At 29.5% G+C, this 19,314-nt stretch carries 20 protein-coding genes; 15 read left to right on the top strand and 5 right to left on the bottom strand.

From position 1 onward, the window contains the following. Nucleotides 1–95: 95 nt before the first annotated feature. The 4 genes from H277_RS0103965 to panB all read right to left on the bottom strand — a co-directional run bounded on the left by H277_RS0103965 (nucleotide 96) and on the right by panB (nucleotide 3,545). Nucleotides 96–1,088, bottom strand: a complete 993-nt coding sequence (locus H277_RS0103965; RefSeq protein WP_019974286.1) for a glycosyltransferase family 2 protein — start codon at nucleotides 1,086–1,088, stop codon at nucleotides 96–98. Nucleotides 1,089–1,090: 2 nt separating this feature from the next. Further along, nucleotides 1,091–1,951, bottom strand: coding sequence for a lysophospholipid acyltransferase family protein (locus H277_RS0103960; protein WP_019974285.1), 861 nt, complete (start codon nucleotides 1,949–1,951; stop codon nucleotides 1,091–1,093). 31 nt (nucleotides 1,952–1,982) lie between these two features. Next, nucleotides 1,983–2,660: an RluA family pseudouridine synthase gene (locus tag H277_RS0103955; RefSeq protein ID WP_019974284.1), complete on the bottom strand. Its 678-nt coding sequence runs from the start codon at nucleotides 2,658–2,660 to the stop codon at nucleotides 1,983–1,985. A 69-nt stretch (nucleotides 2,661–2,729) separates the two neighbouring features. Next, nucleotides 2,730–3,545: a 3-methyl-2-oxobutanoate hydroxymethyltransferase gene (gene panB / locus H277_RS0103950; RefSeq protein WP_019974283.1), complete on the bottom strand. Its 816-nt coding sequence runs from the start codon at nucleotides 3,543–3,545 to the stop codon at nucleotides 2,730–2,732. Nucleotides 3,546–3,792: 247 nt separating this feature from the next. Here panB and H277_RS0103945 point away from each other — a divergent pair, with 247 nt between their 5' ends. The 13 genes from H277_RS0103945 to H277_RS0103885 all read left to right on the top strand — a co-directional run bounded on the left by H277_RS0103945 (nucleotide 3,793) and on the right by H277_RS0103885 (nucleotide 16,583). Further along, nucleotides 3,793–4,959 carry a nucleotide sugar dehydrogenase gene (locus tag H277_RS0103945; RefSeq protein WP_019974282.1) on the top strand — a complete coding sequence of 389 codons (1,167 nt, stop codon included), beginning with the start codon at nucleotides 3,793–3,795 and terminating at the stop codon, nucleotides 4,957–4,959. Nucleotides 4,960–4,968: 9 nt separating this feature from the next. Next, on the top strand, nucleotides 4,969–6,015 hold the full coding sequence (gene rfbB, locus H277_RS0103940) for a dTDP-glucose 4,6-dehydratase (protein ID WP_019974281.1): 1,047 nt from the start codon (nucleotides 4,969–4,971) through the stop codon (nucleotides 6,013–6,015). 148 nt (nucleotides 6,016–6,163) lie between these two features. Next, nucleotides 6,164–7,003 (top strand): ABC transporter permease, encoded by an 840-nt coding sequence (locus H277_RS0103935; RefSeq protein ID WP_146810514.1) that lies wholly within the window; start codon nucleotides 6,164–6,166, stop codon nucleotides 7,001–7,003. Nucleotides 7,004–7,016: 13 nt separating this feature from the next. Continuing rightward, entirely contained in the window at nucleotides 7,017–8,249 is a 1,233-nt protein-coding gene (locus H277_RS0103930; RefSeq protein WP_019974279.1) for an ABC transporter ATP-binding protein, read from the top strand. Beyond that, the gene (locus H277_RS18575; protein WP_019974278.1) at nucleotides 8,246–9,325 is read left to right on the top strand and encodes a polysaccharide pyruvyl transferase family protein; all 1,080 of its coding nucleotides are present in this window, start codon (nucleotides 8,246–8,248) and stop codon (nucleotides 9,323–9,325) included. The genes H277_RS0103930 and H277_RS18575 overlap by 4 nt, the downstream gene beginning before the upstream one ends. Then, the gene (locus tag H277_RS0103920) at nucleotides 9,322–10,308 is read left to right on the top strand and encodes a glycosyltransferase family 2 protein (protein ID WP_019974277.1); all 987 of its coding nucleotides are present in this window, start codon (nucleotides 9,322–9,324) and stop codon (nucleotides 10,306–10,308) included. The genes H277_RS18575 and H277_RS0103920 overlap by 4 nt, the downstream gene beginning before the upstream one ends. Next, nucleotides 10,296–11,297: a glycosyltransferase gene (locus H277_RS0103915; protein ID WP_019974276.1), complete on the top strand. Its 1,002-nt coding sequence runs from the start codon at nucleotides 10,296–10,298 to the stop codon at nucleotides 11,295–11,297. The genes H277_RS0103920 and H277_RS0103915 overlap by 13 nt, the downstream gene beginning before the upstream one ends. 183 nt (nucleotides 11,298–11,480) lie before the next feature. Beyond that, nucleotides 11,481–12,416 carry a glycosyltransferase family 2 protein gene (locus tag H277_RS0103910; protein WP_019974275.1) on the top strand — a complete coding sequence of 312 codons (936 nt, stop codon included), beginning with the start codon at nucleotides 11,481–11,483 and terminating at the stop codon, nucleotides 12,414–12,416. Beyond that, nucleotides 12,409–13,206, top strand: coding sequence for a glycosyltransferase family protein (locus tag H277_RS0103905; RefSeq protein ID WP_019974274.1), 798 nt, complete (start codon nucleotides 12,409–12,411; stop codon nucleotides 13,204–13,206). The genes H277_RS0103910 and H277_RS0103905 overlap by 8 nt, the downstream gene beginning before the upstream one ends. Before the next feature lie 82 nt (nucleotides 13,207–13,288). Next, nucleotides 13,289–14,275 carry a WaaS/CpsH family glycosyltransferase gene (locus tag H277_RS19625; RefSeq protein WP_019974273.1) on the top strand — a complete coding sequence of 329 codons (987 nt, stop codon included), beginning with the start codon at nucleotides 13,289–13,291 and terminating at the stop codon, nucleotides 14,273–14,275. 7 nt (nucleotides 14,276–14,282) lie between these two features. Continuing rightward, nucleotides 14,283–15,074 (top strand): glycosyltransferase family 32 protein, encoded by a 792-nt coding sequence (locus H277_RS0103895; RefSeq protein WP_019974272.1) that lies wholly within the window; start codon nucleotides 14,283–14,285, stop codon nucleotides 15,072–15,074. Beyond that, entirely contained in the window at nucleotides 15,071–15,922 is an 852-nt protein-coding gene (locus H277_RS0103890) for a hypothetical protein (RefSeq protein WP_019974271.1), read from the top strand. Before H277_RS0103895 ends, H277_RS0103890 begins: the two co-directional genes overlap by 4 nt. Beyond that, on the top strand, nucleotides 15,909–16,583 hold the full coding sequence (locus H277_RS0103885; RefSeq protein ID WP_019974270.1) for an NAD-dependent epimerase/dehydratase family protein: 675 nt from the start codon (nucleotides 15,909–15,911) through the stop codon (nucleotides 16,581–16,583). Before H277_RS0103890 ends, H277_RS0103885 begins: the two co-directional genes overlap by 14 nt. Here the strand turns inward: H277_RS0103885 and H277_RS0103880 are convergent. Further along, on the bottom strand, nucleotides 16,571–17,572 hold the full coding sequence (locus H277_RS0103880; RefSeq protein WP_019974269.1) for a glycosyltransferase family 2 protein: 1,002 nt from the start codon (nucleotides 17,570–17,572) through the stop codon (nucleotides 16,571–16,573). The genes H277_RS0103885 and H277_RS0103880 overlap by 13 nt on opposite strands. 96 nt (nucleotides 17,573–17,668) lie before the next feature. On the opposite strand from H277_RS0103880, the gene H277_RS0103875 reads away from it, so the two are divergent. After that, nucleotides 17,669–18,226 (top strand): acyltransferase, encoded by a 558-nt coding sequence (locus H277_RS0103875; RefSeq protein ID WP_146810512.1) that lies wholly within the window; start codon nucleotides 17,669–17,671, stop codon nucleotides 18,224–18,226. A 4-nt stretch (nucleotides 18,227–18,230) separates the two neighbouring features. Continuing rightward, nucleotides 18,231–19,313, top strand: coding sequence for a DegT/DnrJ/EryC1/StrS family aminotransferase (locus H277_RS0103870; RefSeq protein ID WP_019974267.1), 1,083 nt, complete (start codon nucleotides 18,231–18,233; stop codon nucleotides 19,311–19,313). Nucleotide 19,314: the final 1 nt, after the last annotated feature.

Below are 19,314 nucleotides of genomic sequence, written 5' to 3'. Positions count from 1 at the left end.
ATTTACTTACAATGATAGGAATATTTTTTGATTCTACAAAAATAGAATAAAAAAATAATGTAAATTTAAAAAATTGGTATAAAATGAGTGAAAGGTTATTTCAAATCTTTAAAATATTGGCGTTTTTTGATGAAATACTGAAAGGGCAATAATTCTTTATCTGAATAATTCTTTAGTTGATGTTGTTGCCGCTTTTTATACATTTTGAAAAAACCTTTATAAAAATGTATATGTGATAAAAAGACAGCCCAAACATGCGGTAATCCTTGTGTAGGTAAAAAAGCAACTGCTGCAATTCCATCCATTGAAAGCCGGGTAAAAAGCATTGGAAATAATTTGTTTTTCGGAAGATTTTTTAACATCATCCACAAACTATTTCGGTAATTTAAATACCATTTTTTCGGATTGGCTTTATCCAATGTAGCTCCTCCTAAATGATAAACTGTCGATTCGCCACAATAATAAACTTTTCGCCCGGCATTATTCAGTCGCCAGCACAAATCTATTTCTTCCATGTGTGCAAAATAATCTTCATCGAAACCATTCTGCTCAAAAAAATCTTTTTTACGAATAAATAAACTTGCTCCTGTTGCCCAAAAAATTTGTGTTGTATCGTCGTATTGTCCGTTATCTTTTTCTAACGTCGAAAAAACACGTCCGCGACAAAAGGGATACCCAAACTTATCGATGAAACCTCCTCCGGCACCTGCATATTCAAAATATTCTTTGTTTTTATAATCTAATATTTTTGGTTGTATTGCTGCAATATCAGGATGTTGATCGAATAACTTTTCGATGGGTTCAATCCAATGCTCAGTGACTTCAACATCTGAATTGAGCAAACAAAAATAATCAGCATCAATCTGTTTTAAACCTTCATTATACCCTTGAGCAAAACCATAATTTCCTTTATTTTGAATGATTTTTACTTCAGGAAACTGAGTTTTCAGCAATTCGATAGAATTGTCAGTAGAAGCATTATCAATGACATATACCGTTGCGTTTTTAGAATTGTTTATAACCGAAGGTAAAAATTGGGGAAGTAATTTTTCTCCATTCCAATTTAAGATGGCAATTGCTGTTTTCATAATTATAAATCGGCGTATTTCCAACGTTTGTGACTCCAAAGCCAATTGTCTGGATGTTGGTGAATAGTTTTTTCTAAATGAGAAAAGAATTGATGAACAATCTCGTTTTCTTCGAATTCTTCGTGTTGAGGTTTTAAACGGATAAAAGTCGTATGATAATGACCACGTTTTATTTTTTCAGTATGGCAGAATACCACACCCATATCTTTGCGGCGGGCAATTTTATCAAAACCGTTAAAAGCAGGAGTTCTTTGATGTAGAAAATTGATAAAATAGTGAATGGCAGATTGTTTTGGACTTTGATCAGCAACAAACAAATAAGTTAGATTTCCGTCATTTGGAGCTTTCATCATAAAACGAAGCACATCTTTCATGTCGAGTGCTTTTGTACCAAATCGCGCACGCATTCCGTTGATTTTATCGTTCCAAAAAGGATTTCTAATCTTATGGTAAACAGCTGCCGTTTCTTTTGCAGGCAAATGTTTTACGGTTCCAATGAACCATTCCCAATTAAAAATATGGCCGCACATCATCATTGCGTCACGTTTTTCCGTTTTTATCTCATCAAAGACTTCAAGATTAGAATACGTAAATCTTTTGTCTAATTCTTCTTGAGAAATAGAAAAACTTTTTAATGTCTCGACCAAATAATCGCAAAAATTAGCATAAAACTTTCGATGAATAGTTTTAATTTCTTTGTGTGATTTTTCAGGAAAAGATTTCTCTAAATTTGTTCGGATGACACGTCTTCGATATCCAATAACGGTATAAAGCAGAAAGAATAAAAAATCTGAAAATCTGTATAGAATCGATAATGGTAACCGAGAAATTTGATAGATGATAAAATAAAAAATGCTGTTCATTTGATAGACAAATAAGAAACAAATTTACAAATTAAAATTTGGTTGTAGCCTGCCAAATTGCATCTTTCGGAACTGGTGCTATAATGGTCATTTCTTCTTTTTTAACAGGATGTTCAAAAGTAATTCTGTGGGCATGTAGACAAATGCTTCCATCCGGATTAGAACGCTTTGCTCCATATTTTAAATCACCTTTAATAGGGCAACCTATAGAAGAAAGTTGCGCACGAATTTGATGTGATCGACCTGTAAATAATTTCACTTCTACACAATGAAATGAATCTAAAGCACCTAAATAAGTATATTCTAAAATTGCTTTCTTCGCATCGGCAGTTGGTTTAGAATAAACAGTTGTTTTATTATTTTTCGGATTCTTCTTTAGGTAATGTTCCAGACGTTCAAAATTTTTTGGAGGTTTACTTTGAACGATTGCTCGATAAATTTTGTCAATATTTCGTTTCTGAAACATTTCATTCATTCGCGTAAGAGCCTTTGATGTTTTAGCAAAAATTAAAACACCTGAAGTTGGACGATCTAAACGATGAACCAATCCTAAGAATACATTTCCGGGTTTATGGTCTCGCTTCTTTATATAGTCCTTTAAACTGTCGATAAGTGGGATGTCACCAGTTTCATCTCCTTGGGCTAATTCGCCAGCTTTTTTGTTAATGATTAACAAATGATTGTCTTCGAATAAAATTTCTGGATTCATGTTTGAGTTGTGAGTGATGAGTTTTGAGTTGTGAGAATAAACTCAAAACTCAAAACTTTCAACTAAAATTTAATATTGTTCATTTGCATTTGGAAAGTCTGCTGATTTTACATCAGCGACATATTGTCCTATTGCCTCATGAATTTGATCTTCTAAGTTTAAATACTTACGTACAAATTTTGGTTTGAATTCATTATTTAATCCCAACATATCATGTACAACTAAAACTTGTCCGTCACATCCTGAACCTGCGCCAATTCCAATAGTAGGAATATGAATAGAAGCTGTTACTTTTGCGGCTAAGTCTGCAGGTATTTTTTCCATGACCAAAGAAAAACAACCTAATTCTTCTAGTAATTTAGCATCGTTGATTAATTTTTCAGCTTCAGCATCTTCTTTTGCACGAACTTTATATGAACCAAATTGATAGATAGATTGAGGCGTTAAACCTAAATGTCCCATGACAGGAATACCCGCATTTACAATACGACGAATAGATTCTTCAATTTCTTTACCTCCTTCTAGTTTGATTGCGTGTGCACCAGATTCTTTCATAATACGAACCGAAGATTCCAATGCTTTTTGAGGATCTGATTGATAAGTTCCGAAAGGCAAATCAACAACAACTAATGCTCGTTTAGCTCCACGAACCACGCATTGTGCGTGATAAATCATTTGGTCTAAAGTAATAGGCAAAGTCGTCTCGTGACCAGCCATGACATTTGCTGCAGAATCACCTACCAGAATCACTTCAGTTCCGGCTGCATCTACAAGAGAAGCGATTGTAAAATCGTAAGCCGTTAACATCGAAATTTTTTCTCCGGTAAATTTCATGTTACGAACAGTTTCGGTAGTAATACGTTTGATTTCTTTATTTACAGACATTACGTTTATAATTTTTGAATGTTGTAAAGTTAAATTGAATATTAAAACAGAACTAATTTTGTTCGAAGTTTTTCGAGGAGTAAGTTCTATTTAAATTTATAATTGATTCGTTGAAAAGGAAATAAAAGTTTTTTAATCGAATAGGGTTTTGTATAGTGGTCTATTTCCTCATTTTTAGTAAATTGGTACTAATATTCAGAGAATTTGACTAAATTTGTTCTCTTAAACTAATTTAAAATAACCATAAATGAAGATAGCAATAGTAGGAACTGGCTATGTCGGTTTATCTAATGCAATTTTATTAGCTCAACATAATGAGGTAGTGGCGTTAGATGTTGTTCCGGAAAAAATTGCACTACTTAATGCGAAGAAATCTCCCATAGAAGATACTGAAATTATAGATTTCTTGCAACATAAAGACCTTAACTTTCGTGCTACATTAGACAAGACAGAAGCATATACGAATGCAGCATATGTAATTGTAGCAACTCCTACAGATTATGATCCCAAGACAAATTATTTTAACACATCAAGTGTAGAGACAGTTATAGAGGATGTCAAACAATATAATCCGAATGCAATAATAATTATTAAATCAACAGTTCCGGTTGGCTTTGTTGAAGATTTAAAAATTAGGTTAAATTATCAAAATATTATTTTTTCACCTGAGTTTTTGAGAGAAGGAAAAGCGTTGTACGATAATTTATATCCTTCAAGAATTATTATAGGAGAACAAAGTGAAAGAGCTGAAGTTTTTGCAAACCTTTTAAAGGAAGGTGCAATTAAAAAAGATATTCCAACTTTGTTTACACATTCTACAGAAGCAGAGGCTATCAAGCTTTTTTCGAATACATATTTAGCTTTGCGAGTAGCTTATTTTAATGAATTAGATAGTTATGCACAGACATTTAATCTGGATAGCAAACAAATTATAGAGGGAGTTGGCTTAGACCCTCGTATTGGTTCGCATTATAATAACCCATCATTTGGATATGGAGGTTATTGTTTGCCTAAAGATACAAAACAATTGTTGGCGAATTACGATGCAGTTCCCAATAATATTATTCAGGCAATTGTAGACGCAAATAGAACAAGAAAGGATTTTATAGCGGATTCTATTCTTGCAAAGAATCCCAAAAAGGTAGGCGTTTATCGATTAATTATGAAATCAGGATCTGATAACTTTAGAGCTTCTGCAATTCAGGGTATAATGAAACGTATCAAAGCAAAAGGAATAGAGGTGGTTGTTTATGAACCTGTTTTGAAAGAAGAAACTTTTTATGGATCGAAAGTAACAAAAGATCTTGAAACCTTTAAACAAGAATGTGATGTGATTATTTCAAATAGAAATGCTCCTGAACTAGCGGACATACAAGATAAAATTTATACACGTGATTTGTTTGGTAACGATTAAAAAAAAACTATGAAAACTATTTTAATTACAGGAGGTGCTGGTTTTATCGGATCGCATGTCGTACGAGAATTTGTCTTAAACTATCCTGAAACAAAAATCATCAATTTAGATGCTTTAACGTATGCAGGTAATTTGGAAAATCTGAAAGATATTGAAGATTGTCCAAATTATGAATTTGTAAAAGCTGATATTGTTGATGCACAACGTATATTAGAGGTTTTTGAACAGTATCAACCGGATGGTGTTATTCATTTGGCTGCGGAATCGCATGTAGATCGTTCGATTACTAATCCGTTAGAGTTTGTGATGACAAACGTTATCGGAACAGTAAACTTGTTAAACGCAGCTAAAACAATTTGGAATGGTAATTTTGAGGGAAAGCGTTTTCATCATGTCTCAACCGATGAGGTTTTTGGAGCATTGGGAGATGAAGGATTCTTTACGGAAGAAACGTCTTATGATCCGCATTCTCCTTATTCTGCTTCTAAAGCATCTTCAGATCATTTTGTGAGAGCTTACCACGATACGTATGGATTACCCATTGTGATGACAAACTGCTCAAATAATTACGGTCCGAATCATTTTCCTGAGAAGTTAATCCCCTTGTGTATTCACAATATTCTGAACAATAATCCACTTCCAATATACGGGGACGGTAAATACACACGCGATTGGTTGTTTGTGATTGATCATGCCAAAGCGATTGATTTAGTTTTCCATGAGGCAGAAAATGGAGCATCTTATAATGTAGGAGGTTTTAACGAATGGAAAAATATCGATTTGGTGAAAGAATTGTGTAAACAAATGGATGAAAAATTAGGACGTGAAGTAGGTACTTCAGAACAATTAATCACGTTTGTAAAAGATCGTCCTGGACACGATCTACGTTATGCTATTGATGCAACAAAAATCAACGAAGAATTGGGATGGAAACCATCCGTCACTTTTGAAGAAGGTTTATCCAAAACAATTGATTGGTTTTTAGAAAATCAAGAATGGTTGGATCATGTAACGTCTGGTGATTACCAAAATTACTATAAGGAACAGTATAATTAAGAGATTAATAAAAGAAATTATAAGTTCTGGATAATATCCAGAACTTATAATTTCTTAATGTCTTATTTTATGTTTTACATCACAAAGTAAATAACTTTGTTTTTCTAGAATAACCAACAAACCAACAATAAAATCAAACTGAATATTAATGGAGTTAAAAACAACAATATATTCATCACAACGAAAAACAGGCTTTATAAATGAAATTAAAGCAATGTTTTCAGATCTTTTTACTTCAAGAGAATTAGCCAAAAGATTATTTATCAGAGATAAAAAAGCGGAATACAGACAGTCTTTATTAGGTATAATGTGGGCATTTGTCACCCCTTTAATCAATGCTTTGGTATGGATATTCTTAAGTATGTCAGGAGCTGTAAAAATAGAAACAGATCAGTTGCCTTATCCTTTATTTGTATTTATAGGATCGATGCTTTGGAGTATATTTTCTGAAAGCATTAATTCACCCTTAGTTTCAACCAACGGAGCAAAAGCTTTAATCTCTAAAATTAATTTTCCGAAAGAAGCCATTTTGTTATCAGGTTTTTATAAAACAATTTTTAATAGTGCTATAAAACTATTGATTATTTCTGTAGCTTTAATCTTCTTTCAAATTAATCCCGGGATACAAATTGTATATGGACTTCTTATGATTGTATTCTTAATTTTTGTAGGAAATGCCATAGGGTTACTTGTAACACCAATTGGTATGTTGTATAAAGATGTAGGAAGAGGTATTCCTCTGGTATTATCATTTGCAATGTACACAACACCAGTTGTATACCAAGAGATGAAGAACCCGTTTTTAGCCAAATTAGTTAATGTAAATCCACTGACACCTATTATCAATTCTACTCGAAACTTATTAACAGGTTATAGTTGGGATCAACCAATGTACCTCTTACTTATTTTTGTAATCAGTATTCTTGCTATGTTAATAGGATGGATTTTTTATCGAATTTCTATTCCAATCATTGTTGAACGTATGTAATCCTATTTTATTTATGAGTAAAGAAATTTTAATAAAGGCAGAACATGTTTCGAAGAAATTTTGCAAAGATCTTAATTTAGGCTTATTATATGGATTGCAAGATTTGGGTAGTAGTTTTTTGGGCAATACAAAACAGCGGGAATTGCGTAAAAAAGAATTTTGGGCAGTAGATGATATAAGTTTTGAAGTTCGAAGAGGAGAATGTTTGGGATTATTAGGTCATAACGGAGCAGGAAAATCGACACTTCTTAAAGTTTTAACAGGTCTAATCGCTCCTGATCGTGGACAAATTACCATGAAAGGACGGGTAAATGCCTTGATTGAACTGACAGCAGGTTTTAATCCAATTTTGACAGGACGCGAAAATATCTATAACAATGGGGCTGTATTGGGGTTAACTGAAAAGGAAATCGACGAAAAATATGACGAAATTGTTGCTTTTTCAGAATTAGAAGAGTTTATAGATACTCCAGTACAATATTATTCTTCAGGGATGAAAGTGCGTTTAGGTTTTTCTGTGGCTGCTTTCACGGAACCTGATGTGTTAATATTGGATGAAGTTTTAGCAGTAGGAGATGTCGGTTTTAAAATTAAATCGTTTAACAAGACATTAGAAATTATGCAAAAAGCAGCAGTGATTTTTGTAAGCCATTCTATGCCAGAAGTTTCTCGTACATGTAATCAAGTGTTGTTTATGCGTCATGGAAAATCGTATTACCATGGAGCAAATATACACAAAGGTATTGATATGTATTTATCTGAATTTAAAACTAGTAAAACAGGTATTATTGAGATGCAGGATGGAGCAACAATGTCTAATTTCTCAGTGAATAATTCCTCTATTGACATTTTTGAGGAAAACTTAACGTATGTCCAATTTGGAGAGGATTTACACTTGCAATTTGATGTAAACTTAGTAAAAGATATTGATAAATATTTTGCAATTATTAGGATAACGGATAAAGATTTAAAAATGGTAGGTACTGTTTATACAAATCGTTTTGAACCCTATTATGACGGTAAAAAGAAACAGTCAACAATAGATATTGTACTAAAAAATCTAAGATTAATTGATGGAGAGTATAGCATATCTTTTTTAATCACAGAAAATAGATCAAATACCAAAGATGTAAAAATATCAGAATTCTTATGTATTTATAGGGATTTCATTAAAATTAAAATTGAAGGATTAAAATTAGCAGATTTTGCACCATACTATTTTGAGATAGAAACTAAGCAATTATGATTAAAAAAATAAAGAAATTTTTGTGTAAACTGTTTGTCAGTAAAGGAAAAGAAACTTTTGATATAAGAGGAATTAAAAATAGAATAAATCCTAATCAACCTACATTTTTTTTACTACAAACACCAGTACATATTAATATAGGGGATCATTTTATATCTGTAGCTGAAATACAATTTTTAGAAAATAATTTTAAGAATTATAACATCATAGAAATACAAGAGGACATAGTAGATGTTTTTTTAGAATATGGGAGAAAATTAGTAAAACCTCAAGATAGAATATTAATTCATGGCGGGGGAAATTTAGGAAATGAATATTTACACCACGAGAATTTGAGACGAGAGATTATCCAAATATTTTCTAAAAATAAGGTCATTATTTTACCTCAAACGATTCATTTTTCAAATGATGAAATTGGAGAAAAGGAATTAGAAAAAAGTATATCTATTTATGCAAAGCATTCAGATTTGGTTATCTGCGCGAGAGAGGAAAAATCGTATGATTTTGCAAAAAAAAGCTTTGAAAATAAAGTACTTTTAATACCGGACATTGTCTTGCAGTACGTTTTGCCAGAGGTACTTATAAATGATTCGGTAAAAAAAGAAACGGCTATCGCTGTGCTTAGAAGCGATAGAGAAAGTATACTTAATGAAGAAAACAGAAATTTTATTATTCATACATTATCAGATAAATACAAACATGTTTTTAAAACAGATATGTTTTGTGAAAATAAAGAAGTTGTTATTAATAATTCTACTATAAGACAAAAGTTAATTGATGAGAAGTTGACTTTGTTTAGAAATTCTAATCTTGTTGTTACAGATAGATTACATGGAATGATTGTTTCAGCCATTACAGGGGTTCCATGTATTGCCATAGGTAATTATAATCATAAAATTATTGAATCTTTTAAGTGGATAAAATTGTCAACAAATACGTTATTTATTCAAGATATTTCAGATCTCCCAAAAGCGATGCTAGATTTAGAAGAGCTAGTAAAAAACAAAGGCGAATGTAGAACTCCTCAGTTGGTATTAAATAATAGTTACAAACAATTGATAGAAGCATTAGAATGAAGTTCTCAATAATTGTTCCTGTTTACGGTGTTGAAAAATATATAATAAGATGCATAAAAAGTATTCTTAACCAGTCTTATACAAATTTAGAAATAATTATTGTTGATGATGAAACACCAGACGATTCGATTAAAATTGTCAGAGAGAGCTTTATGGATAACAGAATACAAATTGTTTCTCAAAAAAATGGAGGATTAAGTTCTGCTAGAAATTATGGATTAAAATATGCTAAAGGAAATTATCTTTGGTTTATTGATAGTGATGATTATATTTCAGATTTACAAGCATTAGAAAAACTAGCTAACACAATAGTTTTTAATAATCAGCCTGATATAGTTGTTTTCAACAATACAGTTATTTTTGAAGATCAGACTTCAGATGGATGGTTAAATATAAATGCACCAGTATCTACTGTATCTCTTACTGGATATGATTATATAGCAACCTTTACGAATATGCCTATAAATGCTTGGACTCAGATTTATGAAAAATCATTTTTTATGAGCAACCATTTTCTTTTTCCCGATAAGATGTATTTTGAAGATATTTTTCTGAATTTAGATATTTATTTAAAAGCACAATCTGTTGTTGGAATCAATGAGTTTTTTATTAATTACATTAAGAGAGAGGATTCTATCATGACTAAGAAATTTAATATCAATCATTATAAATCTCAAATAAAAGTATTACTAAAGTTTGATCATTTTTTAAAAAAATCCTTGCTTGATAAAAAGTATTTATCCAAACGTATTCAATATGAATATACTTTTTTAAAAGCAATTTACGAAAGCTGTAAAAATGATATTTTAGATCAGAATATATGCATTGATTCTGGGATGGTAATACCAGGAATTTATAAAGAGCCAAAATCTACTAAATTTGAAAAAAGGTTATTTAAGTATTTCCCAGATTTAGTTTTGAATAATATTACTTTTTTTAAAAAGCTAAATCATTTCGAAAACAAACTAACATGCAAGTCTTGATAACCTCTCAATATAATTCTAAAAATACTTATGTTAAAGGTATTGTTGATGAACTAAAGAATAATGTTGAATTAGTGACTGAGGCTCAGAATTTTTGGTCTTCTAACCTACATTACGATATTATTCATATTCAATGGCCTGAAGAATTATTTTTTTGGAAAACTCTTGAAGAAACTGATTTGGTAGCGTTAGAAAAAAAACTTATCTATTATAAAAATAAAAAGAGTAAAATAGTTGTAACTCTGCATAATACGCTACCACATCGAAAACATAAATTAGATAAAAAATTATATGACTTGGTTTATAATTCAGCTGATGCAATTGTAAACTTAGGAAAATTTAGTACGAACTTTTATCCCAATAAGGAAAATGTAATTATTGAGCATCCTAATTATTCAGAATACTTTAATATCAATCCAATAAAGTCAGATGACAATATTTTTTTAAGTTTTGGTGTAATTAGAAAGATTGAAGAAGAGCAACAAATAATAGATGCTTTTATCCAAGCAAATATCCAAAGTTCTAAACTAATTATTTGTAATTCCATTATTGGGAAAAATCCATATATACATCGAAAAAAAGATATTTTTAAGATGTACCAATATAATTTGAAACTAAAAAAATACAAACTAAAAAACGTTATATTATTACCAAAATATTTATCTAATCAAGAAGTAGAAAAATATTTTAATCAAGCAAGTGTTGTTATAAGTCCTAGAATTGATAGTCTGAATTCAGGTGTAATATATCTGGGATATACTTTTGGTAAAGTTGTAGTAGGTCCGGATATTGGTAATATGAAAGAAGTGTTGGAAAAAAATAATAATCCAACTTATCAACCCAATGATTTTAATTCTGTTGTAGAATCATTAAAGCAAGCAATTGAAAATACAACAAGTGCCGAATTGAATTTAAGATACGCAGAAGAAAAGTGTAATCCTAAATTAATCGCTCGACAGCATTTTGATTTATACCAAAGTTTGTTGTAAAAAAAAATCGTTGAGCTTTCCCAATTTAAATCATAATTTTACGATATAGATGTTGTTATAGTTTCTTAAAAGTAGGGAAGTATACAATAAAAATGGCAAGAAATCTTTTCAATTTTGTATCTTCGTCATACCTAAACACTATTTTATACTGCAGACAAATTTATAAAAACAAACCTTATACTTATGACCAACCAACCATTAGTATCTATTATCATTCCAACTTATAATCGTTCAGATTTAATAGGCGAAACTTTAGATTCTATAATTGCCCAAACGTACCAAAATTGGGAGTGCATAGTAGTAGATGACGGTAGTACAGATAATACAGAAGAAGTGTTATCATTTTATACACAAAGAGATAATAGAATTTCTTATCATCAACGGCCAAAAAAATATAAACCGGGAGGAAATGGTGCGCGGAATTACGGATTTGATATTTCAAAAGGAGAATACATTAATTGGTTTGATAGTGATGATGTGATGATGAATGATAAATTAGAGAGACAAATTGAGAGTTTGTTGACATCTGGTTTAGATTTTACAGTTTGTCAATTAGCGATTTTTGAAAAATCAGCTGAAAATATAATTGGATTGAGAAGTCAATCAATCTATTCTGAAGATAATTTTTATGATTATTTAGTTCAAAAGAATGCGTGGTTGACAAATTCAGTAATATTTAATAAAAAAATTTTATTACGCCACAATTTTAGATTTAATGAAAAACTAAGAGCTGCGCAAGAATGGGAATTTTTATCAAAAATCTTATCGTCCATTAATCAGTATGCTATTATAAATAAAGTATTAGTAAAGAATAGGAAACATTCTGATAGTATTAGTTACAATAAAACAAAAGCTAAAGAAAGAATGATAAATTATATAATAGCAAGAAAGTTTGTGTACACCTACATAGGAAAAAGAAGAAATTTAATACAAGAAAAAGAATATTTATTAAAATATATAAAAAAGAACACAGAGGATTTAATCAAAAACAAAGATTTTATATCGTTGAATAAAGTGATTTTTTTTTCAGGAATTAATTTTAATACATTAATTAGTTTCTTTTCAATTTACTTTTTTATCTGTACAGACAAATTAAAATCTAAAATTAAGTATGTTTAAAAGAATCAAAAATAATTTACATTTCTTATACTATAAGTATTTAGTAAAAACAAATCCTTTGATTAAAAAACAGAGAAAAAATCCATTATCAATACCGATAATTATTATCAATTTTAATCAATTATTTTATTTACAAAAGCTTGTAGATTTTCTTTTGAAAAGAGGGTTTGAAAATATCGTAATTATTGATAATAAATCAACCTATTTGCCTTTACTAGAATATTACAATGATATTAAGACAAAAGTTAGAATAAAGAAAATGGATAAAAATTACGGACACAGTATTCTTTATTTAGCTGCTCACGATATAAAAGAGTTTACAAAAGGATATTATGTAATTACTGATCCAGACATTCTTCCTAATGAAAATCTTCCAATTAATTTTATGGATGTTTTAATTGAAAAACTTGAAAAATATTTTAATTCTGTAACAAAAGTAGGTTTTGCTTTAAAAATAGATGACATACCAGATTTTTTCCCGCTAAAACAACAAGTAGTTAATTGGGAAAATAAATTTTGGGAAAACGAAGTTGAAGAAAACGTTTTTCTCAATGTGCTAGATACAACTTTTGCTTTATATAAACCACGCTATCCTTATAATTTTTATAATCTTCCATTTTTACCTGCTTTAAGAATCGGGAGTAATTATACTGCAACACATGGAGGATGGTACAAGAATCCAAAAAAAATGACAGAAGAAGAAATTTACTATCAAAGAACAGCAAAATCTTCAAGTTCATGGAATTTTGATAAGGATAATCAAAATACAGGTAAAATTAAATATGATTGAATCAATAATAAAATATGGATTCATTATATTAAATGAGGATAAACAAGTGATTAAAATAATTTAAAAACATCTAATTCAACTAATGTTATCAATTTTATTCATATACAAAAACAAAAATTTAGCCGCTCAATTTATCAAACATTTCAAATTGAATGGTTATGATGTGTATGAATTCTATGATGAAGAAATTCCCTATTATAAACTTACGAAACTTCAACAGTTAGAGAATATTTATCACAGAGTTGTAAAAAAAGATACACAACAAATTCATAAGATTAATGATAAGAACTTTTCTTTACTAACAGAAAAGAAGCTGGAGCAATTAAAAAAGAAAAACTTAAAATTTGATTTTTGTTTTGTAATACGTGGGGATTTAATTCCTCAAAATGTGCTAGAATATGCACGGACAATTTCAGCTAAAATGATAGACTACCAGTTAGATGGTCTATCTGTTTCTAAAAAAATTTTAGAATATGATAAGCTTTTTGATCAAATTTATGTTTTTGATAAACAAGATGTTTTAGATTATCCTAATTATAATCTAAAAGCGATAACCAATTGCTTTTTTGATGAAAGTCAAATCAAAAAAACAATTGATTTTTCTTATGTCGGTGTAAACACCGAAGATAGATTTATTATCTTAGAGAACCTGTATAATAAATTGAAAAAGATTAATTCAAAATTTAGAATAAATTTTTATTTAAAACAGGATGAGTTTCACCCAAAAGAGTCGAAGAAATTATTGTTATTAGATACATCTTTTACTTATGAAGAATGTTTAGATTTAAGTAATCAATCAAGAGTATTAATTGATCTAAAAAGGGAAGAACACAATGGGCTTTCGCTTCGTTTTTTTGAAGCAATGAATTATAAAAGCAAAATTATTACAAATAATCAAATGGTGAGAGAGTACGATTTTTATCATCCAAATAATATTTACATAACAGATTTTCAAAATATCGAGGGACTACAAGAGTTTTTAAATGTTCCATATCATGAAATTGAAGGAAGTATTGTTTTGAAGTATAGATTTGATAACTGGATAAAAAATATCTTTGATATTCAATAATTAAAGTATGATACCAAAAATTATTCATTATTGTTGGTTTGGTCATAATCCTAAACCTAAAATTGTCGAAAACTGTATTGAATCTTGGCAGAAATATTTACCGGACTACGAAATTATTGAATGGAATGAAGATAATTTTGATGTTATGCAAAATGAATTTGTAAAAACTGCTTATCAAAATAAAAAATGGGCATTTGTTTCAGATTTTGCTCGAGCAAAAGCTTTATACGAAAATGGAGGTTTCTATTTGGACACAGATATGGAAGTGAAAAATACGCTAAATGATTTTCTTCACCATAAAGCTGTTTGTGGATTTGAGATCAAAGGAATTCCATATTCGGCTTTTTGGGGCGTTGAAAAAGGACATGTTTTAGCAGAAAAAATTATGAATTACTATTTAGTTTCTGAATATAAAGAAGAGCCGAATACGTCAATTTTTTCAAAAATGTTAGTCACTGATTTTGGAGCAGATGCTGATAAGGATGAATATCAAGAATTAAAAGAAGGAATTGTTTTATATCCTTCATCTTATTTCTCATTGGATTTACCTATTAATTATGTAACACATCATTTTTCAGGTTCTTGGCATGATAGCTGGACAGAAGAGAGAAATATTTACAAAGAAATGGTAAATATGTATGGCGATCTGAACAAGATTATTAATGAAAAGCATTCAAAAGAACGGATTAAAAATGTTGTTTATAATCATAAAGTGATAGAAATTGATAAAGTTTTAGAGCAGATTCCTATGCGATATATTTTCAATTATTTACTTCGTAAAATTTTCAAAAAGCGGTGATAAAGAATATCAAAGACGCCATAGCAGTATTATTAGGCAAAGCAAATGCTTCGTTTATAAAATCTAAACCAGAGTTCAAATTCAGAAATGAAGAATTTTCTGTGGAGGAAAAGGAATGGCTTAACACTATCTCTATCGAGTTTCTGTTTGCTGAGTTTGGAGAAAATAGAACAAATGGAGGAGGAACTAACTTCGAAACTGAAAGTAGGTTAAATCCATCCCTTGAAACCTTACGTGTATATTTTCCTAATGCAAAATATACAGTTTATAGTGATTTTGATCTGGATATTGAAGGGGTTGAGTTAATAAAAGTTGAATCACCTGTTGTCGACCCAAAACATCCTCGATATGGTTATCGCACGGCGGATTATTATAAATTTCTGGCTTTGGTAAATTCTAATGCAGACTTTAAATGTGTATTAGATAGTGATATGCAGGTGGTTTCATCAGATATTATAGCTTTAATATATTTAACACGTAAGTTTGGTTTTTGTGTGCCTTATAATAATCGGCAATTGCTTCGTCAGGATATGATTCTATCACAAGATACTCAAGTAATAAGTGACAAATCGAAAGGATTAGGACATTCTTATAATCAAAGCCCTATGACATTATGGCAAAACAATGAAAGAGGGAACTTTTTTTTTAAAACTTGTGCTGAGACTATGGAAACAGATCCATCTAGGGCATCTTTGGTAATGTGGAAGTCAGCATGGAAGACTGGTTTTTATCCATATATTTTACCAAAACAATGGTGTGTTTGCGATTCAGATGAAGGGATAGGAGATGAAGTTATTTTACATGTAGGACATAAAAGTATTAAAGAATTTTACAATGATCATAGGTAAAGGTTTATTAGCAAATTTGTTTACAGAAGTGGATTTAGATAAGGTTGTTTTTTTTGCTTCAGGTGTATCGAACTCTTCGGAAACAAGAAAAGAAGAATTTTTACGTGAACAAAAATTAATAGAAGAAACAATCAATTTATATCCAGATAAACTATTCATTTATTTTAGTACATGTTCCATCTACGATTCTTCAAAATACAATTCACCTTATGTTTTGCACAAATTACATATCGAAGAAATTATAAAACAAAATGTCAAACATTATCTTATTTTAAGGGTAAGTAATGCGGTTGGGAATGGAGGAAATCCTAATTTATTGATGAATTATTTATCTAGGCAGATATTAAATAATCAGGATTTAATAATACACAAGAATGCCACACGAAACTTGATTGATGTGGAAGATATAAAAAATATTACCTTAAAATATATCAATTCCAACAATTGGAATAAAATTGTAAATGTAGCCTATACAGAGAATTTTTATATTCCTGAAATTATAGAAGCCTTTGAAAATATATTTAATAAAAATACACACAAAATAATTGAAAATAAAGGAGAGAGTTATTCAATTGATATCCATGAACTTGATTATAATTTTGTTTTGGGAAATAAAAAAGATTATTTAAATAATTTGATTATAAAGTATTATCCCTCATAACGTTTTTTAAAAATTTTGAACCCAAAATGCACAGGGAGATTGAGTAATAGATTTTCCTTTTTTTCCTGTTTTGTAAAATCTGAACTGAAATAGTCTAAAAAAGTAAGCGAAGGTGCTTTTTTTAATCGATTGTAATTCTGTTTCCAATATTCTACATCGTTTCTCATCGATTTGTATTGCATTTGTAACGTTAGTTTTTTAAAATTAATAAGTTTTTTACGAATCAATTGTTTTCGAACTTGATCAGTTGTTTTATTATATGATTTCGTAAACCATTCAACAATGGTTTGATGATTTTCAAAATTTATTCTCTTTTTGTTAAAAATCGTAGAACCTGAATTCATAAAATAGACATAGGTTATATCTTTGATGAAACTGATTGATTCTAATTTTTCAGCACAATGAAATGCCCAAAGTTCATCTTGTGAATACAAACCTTTTACAAAGTGTAAATTATGGTTAAGAATAAAGCTTTTTAGGTATAATTTATTAGGTCCTATAACAGGATAATTACCATTCACAAATGAACGAAATATTTCATGATTCCCTTTAATAATATCAGTTATACTATTTATTTTGAACATTTGTTTACGTTCACCAGAATCTTCAAATTCACAAACCGATTCTCCAACTGTAATTTGACATTGATATTGTTCAGCGTTTAAGAGTAGTTTTTCAATACAATCAGCAGTAATATAATCATCACTATCCAACATATAAATATACTTTCCGGAAGATTCTTCTATTCCTTTATTTCTTACAACAGATAACCCTTGATTTGTTTCCAGGTGATACAACTTAATATTCAATTCAGGATTTTGCGAAATGTAGTCATTAATAATGACGATACTATTGTCCGGAGTACAATCATTAACCAGTATAATTTCGATATTTTTATATGTTTGATTTTTTACAGAATCTAAACATCTGTAAATGTAGTTTTCACATTTGTAAACAGGAATATTGATACTCACTAAAGGCGTGTTCATATTAATTGGTTTGGTCCTGCAAATTTAACTATTTTAAGCAATATTAAAATGTATATTATTTTATCTTAGTACTTTTGTGTAATAGACCTAAATTATATGATGTATAAAATTTTACTAATCTTTGATCGATTAATTGAAAAAGCTAAAAAAAATCAAGCTTATTCTTTGTTCCGAAAAAACCCGAATTCTACAATAGCATCTACTTTTAAATTAGGAAATAATAATTACTATGATATTTCACCAAGCGCAAAAATAAAAATTGGAGATAATGTAACAATAAACGAATCAAATTATTTAACCATAAAAGATAAAGCAAAATTTTCAGTAGGTGAAAATACCTATATTACAAGAGCAACTATTTCTTGTTTAGGAGATATTTCAATTGGAGAAAATTGTATCTTAGGAGAAGGTATGAAATTATTTGATCATAATCATCAATATGAAACGAATCCGTTTAATGTTTCAAAAACAGACTTTAATGTAGGTTTTATTAAAATGGGGAATAATGTTTGGACAGGAGCAAATGTTATCATCTTAAAAGATGTTACTATTGGCGATAATGTTATAATAGGAGCGGGTTGTATAATTCATAAAGACGTCCCTGCAAATTCTATTATTGTGAATAAACAAGAACATTTAATAAAAAAAATATAATTTCATGATACCAGTAACCAAACCTTTTTTACCACCTCAAGAAGAATATCAACAATTATTAGAAGGTATTTGGACAAGACAATGGTTAACTAATATGGGGCCATTAGCAAGCCAACTAGAGATGGAATTAAAAAATCATCTAAAAGTAAATCATTTACTATTTGTAACGAACGGGACTGTAGCATTACAGATGTCCTTAAAAGCATTAGAAATTACAGGGGAAGTGATAACGACTCCTTTTTCTTTTGTAGCCACAACGTCAACAATAGTTTGGGAAAACTGTAAACCGGTTTTTGTAGATATAGATGAAGAAACTTTATGCATAGATCCCAAAAAAATAGAAGAAGCAATAACAGAAAATACTCAAGCTATTCTGGCAACTCATGTATACGGAAATCCATGTGACGTTATCGCGATAGAAGCAATTGCAAATAAATATAATCTAAAGATTATCTATGATGGAGCACATGCATTTGGTGTAGAAATAAAAGAGAAATCTATTTTTGAGTATGGAGATCTCTCAATTTGTTCTTTACATGCAACAAAATTATACCACAGTATTGAAGGAGGCTTTATTGTAACTAAGGATAAAAAACTTCTGGCAAAACTTGCTAAAATTAGAAATTTTGGAATTTCAGGATTTGATACTTTTTCTGACTTAGGGATTAATGGTAAAAATTCCGAATTTCATGCAGCGATGGGATTAGTGAATTTAAAGTATGTGAATGATATCCACATTAAACGAAAGCAATTGAGTGAATCTTATGATACAAGACTTAAAAATTTAAAAGCAGTAAGACCTAAATGGCATGAAAAATCACATAATAACTTTGCTTATTATCCTATTGTTTTAGAGTCGGAAGAACTACTTCTCAAAATAAAAGCAGAATTGGATTTGAACGAAATTTTTACCCGTAGATATTTTTATCCAAGTTTATCTTCTGTATTACCATATTTGGAAAAACAAACCATGCCTGTATCAGATGATATCGCAAAACGTGTTTTATGTCTGCCTCTTTATTATGATCTTACTTTAGAAGAGGTTGATTATATTTCCAGATTAATCTTAAGAATTCAAAATAATTAGA

Origin of the sequence: Empedobacter brevis NBRC 14943 = ATCC 43319 (genome assembly GCF_000382425.1) — a bacterium.
Taxonomy (GTDB): Bacteria; Bacteroidota; Bacteroidia; order Flavobacteriales; family Weeksellaceae; genus Empedobacter; species Empedobacter brevis.
This window is presented reverse-complemented; position numbering and strand designations above follow the sequence as displayed.

Bases quoted from the DNA above. Each gene is read 5' to 3' on its own strand.
- H277_RS0103885 (WP_019974270.1), top strand. From the start codon at position 15,909: ATGATCATAGGTAAAGGTTTATTAGCAAATTTGTTTACAGAAGTGGAT.
- H277_RS0103870 (WP_019974267.1), top strand. From the start codon at position 18,231: ATGATACCAGTAACCAAACCTTTTTTACCACCTCAAGAAGAATATCAA.
- panB (WP_019974283.1), bottom strand. From the start codon at position 3,545: ATGTCTGTAAATAAAGAAATCAAACGTATTACTACCGAAACTGTTCGT.
- H277_RS0103875 (WP_146810512.1), top strand. From the start codon at position 17,669: ATGATGTATAAAATTTTACTAATCTTTGATCGATTAATTGAAAAAGCT.
- H277_RS0103955 (WP_019974284.1), bottom strand. From the start codon at position 2,660: ATGAATCCAGAAATTTTATTCGAAGACAATCATTTGTTAATCATTAAC.
- rfbB (WP_019974281.1), top strand. From the start codon at position 4,969: ATGAAAACTATTTTAATTACAGGAGGTGCTGGTTTTATCGGATCGCAT.
- H277_RS18575 (WP_019974278.1), top strand. From the start codon at position 8,246: ATGATTAAAAAAATAAAGAAATTTTTGTGTAAACTGTTTGTCAGTAAA.
- H277_RS0103915 (WP_019974276.1), top strand. From the start codon at position 10,296: ATGCAAGTCTTGATAACCTCTCAATATAATTCTAAAAATACTTATGTT.
- H277_RS0103930 (WP_019974279.1), top strand. From the start codon at position 7,017: ATGAGTAAAGAAATTTTAATAAAGGCAGAACATGTTTCGAAGAAATTT.
- H277_RS0103880 (WP_019974269.1), bottom strand. From the start codon at position 17,572: ATGAACACGCCTTTAGTGAGTATCAATATTCCTGTTTACAAATGTGAA.
- H277_RS0103965 (WP_019974286.1), bottom strand. From the start codon at position 1,088: ATGAAAACAGCAATTGCCATCTTAAATTGGAATGGAGAAAAATTACTT.
- H277_RS0103935 (WP_146810514.1), top strand. From the start codon at position 6,164: ATGGAGTTAAAAACAACAATATATTCATCACAACGAAAAACAGGCTTT.
- H277_RS19625 (WP_019974273.1), top strand. From the start codon at position 13,289: ATGTTATCAATTTTATTCATATACAAAAACAAAAATTTAGCCGCTCAA.
- H277_RS0103945 (WP_019974282.1), top strand. From the start codon at position 3,793: ATGAAGATAGCAATAGTAGGAACTGGCTATGTCGGTTTATCTAATGCA.
- H277_RS0103920 (WP_019974277.1), top strand. From the start codon at position 9,322: ATGAAGTTCTCAATAATTGTTCCTGTTTACGGTGTTGAAAAATATATA.
- H277_RS0103960 (WP_019974285.1), bottom strand. From the start codon at position 1,951: ATGAACAGCATTTTTTATTTTATCATCTATCAAATTTCTCGGTTACCA.
- H277_RS0103895 (WP_019974272.1), top strand. From the start codon at position 14,283: ATGATACCAAAAATTATTCATTATTGTTGGTTTGGTCATAATCCTAAA.
- H277_RS0103905 (WP_019974274.1), top strand. From the start codon at position 12,409: ATGTTTAAAAGAATCAAAAATAATTTACATTTCTTATACTATAAGTAT.
- H277_RS0103910 (WP_019974275.1), top strand. From the start codon at position 11,481: ATGACCAACCAACCATTAGTATCTATTATCATTCCAACTTATAATCGT.